Source organism: Pseudomonas sp. UBA6276 (assembly GCF_002438365.1).
GTDB lineage: Bacteria > Pseudomonadota > Gammaproteobacteria > Pseudomonadales > Pseudomonadaceae > Aquipseudomonas > Aquipseudomonas coleopterorum.
On sequence record NZ_DJUS01000055.1, the window covers coordinates 1 to 3,069 of the forward strand.

At 59.3% G+C, this 3,069-nt stretch carries 3 protein-coding genes; all 3 read right to left on the minus strand.

Going from position 1 to position 3,069, the window contains the following annotated elements:
* On the minus strand, positions 1-790 hold a 790-nt coding region (locus B2V21_RS06370; RefSeq protein ID WP_414708366.1), incomplete at its 3' end, for a polyamine ABC transporter substrate-binding protein.
* Positions 791-1,026: 236 nt separating this feature from the next.
* On the minus strand, positions 1,027-2,124 hold the full coding sequence (locus B2V21_RS06375) for a polyamine ABC transporter substrate-binding protein (protein WP_056844715.1): 1,098 nt from the start codon (positions 2,122-2,124) through the stop codon (positions 1,027-1,029).
* 252 nt (positions 2,125-2,376) lie between these two features.
* Positions 2,377-3,069 (minus strand): aminotransferase class III-fold pyridoxal phosphate-dependent enzyme (locus B2V21_RS06380; RefSeq protein WP_286916360.1); only part of this gene is annotated, 693 nt, incomplete at its 5' end.

Sequence of the window (3,069 nt, forward strand, 5' to 3'; positions counted from 1 at the left end):
TGTCGAACCAGAGGTTGCCGCCTTCCTTGGGAATCGAATAGGCCAGTTTGATGCCCTTGCCCGCTTCCTCGGCACGCGACTTGGCCTGGAACACGTCGCCGGAATAGCCCACGGCCATGCAGATGTTACCGTTGGCCAGGTCGCTGATGTACTTGGAGGAATGGAAGTAGGTCACGTAGGGACGGACCTTGAGCAGCTTCTCCTCGGCTTTCTTGTACAGCTTCTCGTCGGTGGTGTTGGGGTCCAGGCCCATGTAGTTGAGCACGGCTGGAAACATCTCGTCTGGCGAGTCGAGGAAAGCGACGCCGCACTTGGACAGCTTCTTGATGTTTTCAGGCTCGAACACCATGGCCCAGGAATCGATCTTGTCGACACCCAGCACTTCCTTGATCTTGTCCACGTTGTAACCGATGCCGTTGGTGCCCCACAGATAGGGCACGGCGTACTGGTTGCCCGGATCGTTCTTTTCCAGGCGCTTGAGCAGCACCGGATCCAGGTTGGAGTAATTTGTCAGCTGGGTCTTGTCCAGTTTCTGGAAAGCCCCGGCCTTGATCTGTTTGCCCAGGAAATGGTTGGACGGCACTACCACGTCGTAGCCGGTATGGCCCGCCAGCAACTTGCCTTCCAGGGTTTCGTTGGAGTCGAACACGTCGTAGATCGGCTTGATACCGGTCGCGGCTTCGAAATCCGCCAGGGTGCTTTCGCCGATGTAATCGGACCAGTTGTAGATGTGCACGGTGCCTGCCGCTTGGGCATTGAGCGCCAGGGTCAGACCCGCACCGATCAGCATGGCCTTGCGAAACAAAGAGTGTGACAAGTGCAGGTCCTCTCAATAGTCTGTTTTATATAATAAAACCGGCGCGCAACTTACCGTTCATGTCCTTGCGCCGCAATGATTGATTCCGCGAATCCCAGTCACAGCCTGGCTTCACTGACGCAGGATGAGTGATCAACGCCAGACCTGTGGGAGCTGGCTCTGCCTGCGATGAGGCCATCACTGGCTTACCGCTCCCACAGGGCCGATGCTTACTTGCCCGACTTAATCTTCGTCCAGCTGCGCGTCATGATGCGCTGCGTTGCCGCAGGCAGATCGGCGATGGCATACAGCTTGGCCTGCACGTCGGCTGGCGGGTAGATACCAGGATCTTCGCTGATGGCTTTATCCACCAAAGCCGTTGCAGCCTCGTTACCGTTGGGGAATTGCACGCTGTTGGTGATCTCGGCCATGACTTCCGGCTTCATCAGGAAGGTCATGAACTTGTAGGCGCCTTCGACGTTCTCGGCATCCTTGGGAATGGCGACCATGTCGAAGAAGCTGCCGGCACCTTCCTTGGGAATGTTGTAGCTGACCTTGACCTTGCCACCGGCCTCTTCGGCGCGCGACTTGGCCTGGTAGATGTCACCCGAGTAACCCACGGCTACGCAGATGTTGCCGTTGGCCAGGTCGGAGATGTACTTGGAGGAGTGGAAGTAGCCGATCGAAGGACGCACCTTGAGGAACAGCGCTTCGGCTTCGGCAAGCTGCTTCTTGTCCTGAGAGTCGGTCGGATAGCCCAGGTAATGCAGGGCGATCGGCAGCATCTCGGTCGGCGAATCGAGGAAGCTGATGCCGCACGACTTCAGCTTGGCCGCGTTTTCCGGCTTGAACAGCAGGTCCCAGCTGTTGGTCGGCGCGTCGGCACCCAGGGCAGCCTTGACCTTGTCGGGATTGAAGCCGATGCCGATCGAGCCCCACATGTACGGGAAGGCATGCTTGTTGTCCGGATCGCTCACCGACACTGCCTTGAGCAGCGATTGATTGAGGTTCTTCCAGTTCGGCAGCTTGGAGCGGTCCAACTCCTGGTAAACGCCAGCCTTGATCTGCTTGGCCAGGAAGTTGTTGGAAGGCACGACGATATCGTAGCCGGACTTGCCGGCCAGCAACTTGGCTTCCAGGGTTTCGTTGCTGTCGAATACGTCGTAAACGACCTTGATCCCCGACTCCTCCTCGAACTGCTTGATCGTGTTCGGCGCAATGTAGTCCGACCAGTTGTACACGTGCAGAACCTTGTCGTCCGCCTGCGCAGCACTGGCCATCGCCCCCATCAGGGCCGCGGCGAGGAGGGTCTTGCCAAATATCTTCATGCGTTGTGCTCCAATTTTATCGAAATCCGATGTCGAGATTGCTGGGGAAGCTGCCGATGCCCTGTGGGCGCTGGCTCTGTCTGCGAACGGCGTGAATCGGTGTCGCGGCCATTCGCGGGCAGAGCCCGCTCCCACAAAGGGTGTGACCATTCGCGGGCAGAGCCCGCTCCCACAGGGGGTACGAACATTCGCGGGCATAGCCTGTTCCTACAGGGGCAGGCATCAATTCGTCAGCCTCGGCAAGCCTAGCATTTAGCCACCTAGCGCTTCGAGTGTCAGGTCAAGGCAAAGGCGTGCCTTGCTCACCAGCTCGTCGATCTCGGCATGGCTGATGACCAGCGGCGGTGCAATGATCATGGTGTCACCCACCGCGCGCATGATCAGTCCGTTGTCGAAGCAGAACTGCCGACAGATCATGCCGGCACCCCGGCCCTCGTGACGGCTGCGCGTGGCCTTGTCCTTGACCAGTTCGATCGCCCCGAGCATGCCCAGGCCGCGGACCTCGCCCACCAATGGATGGTCCAGCAGCTCCCGCAGACGCTTTTGCAAATACGGTGCCGCCTCGGTGCGAACGTTATCGACGATGTGCTCGTCGCGCAGGATACGCAGGTTTTCCAGCCCTACTGCCGCCGCTACCGGATGCCCGGAATAGGTGAAGCCATGGTTGAAGTCGCCACCCTGGTTGATCACCTGCACGACTTCGTCGCGCACGATCACTCCACCCATGGGGATGTAGCCGCTGGTGAGGCCCTTGGCGATGGTCATCAGGTCAGGCGCCAGGTCGTAGTAGTCGCTGCCGAACCAGTGGCCGGTACGGCCGAAGCCACAGATCACTTCATCGGCGACGAACAGGATGTCGTAGCGCGCCAGCACTTCCTTGACCTTCGGCCAGTAGCTTTCGGGCGGAATGATCACCCCGCCGGCGCCCTGGATCGGCTCGGCGAT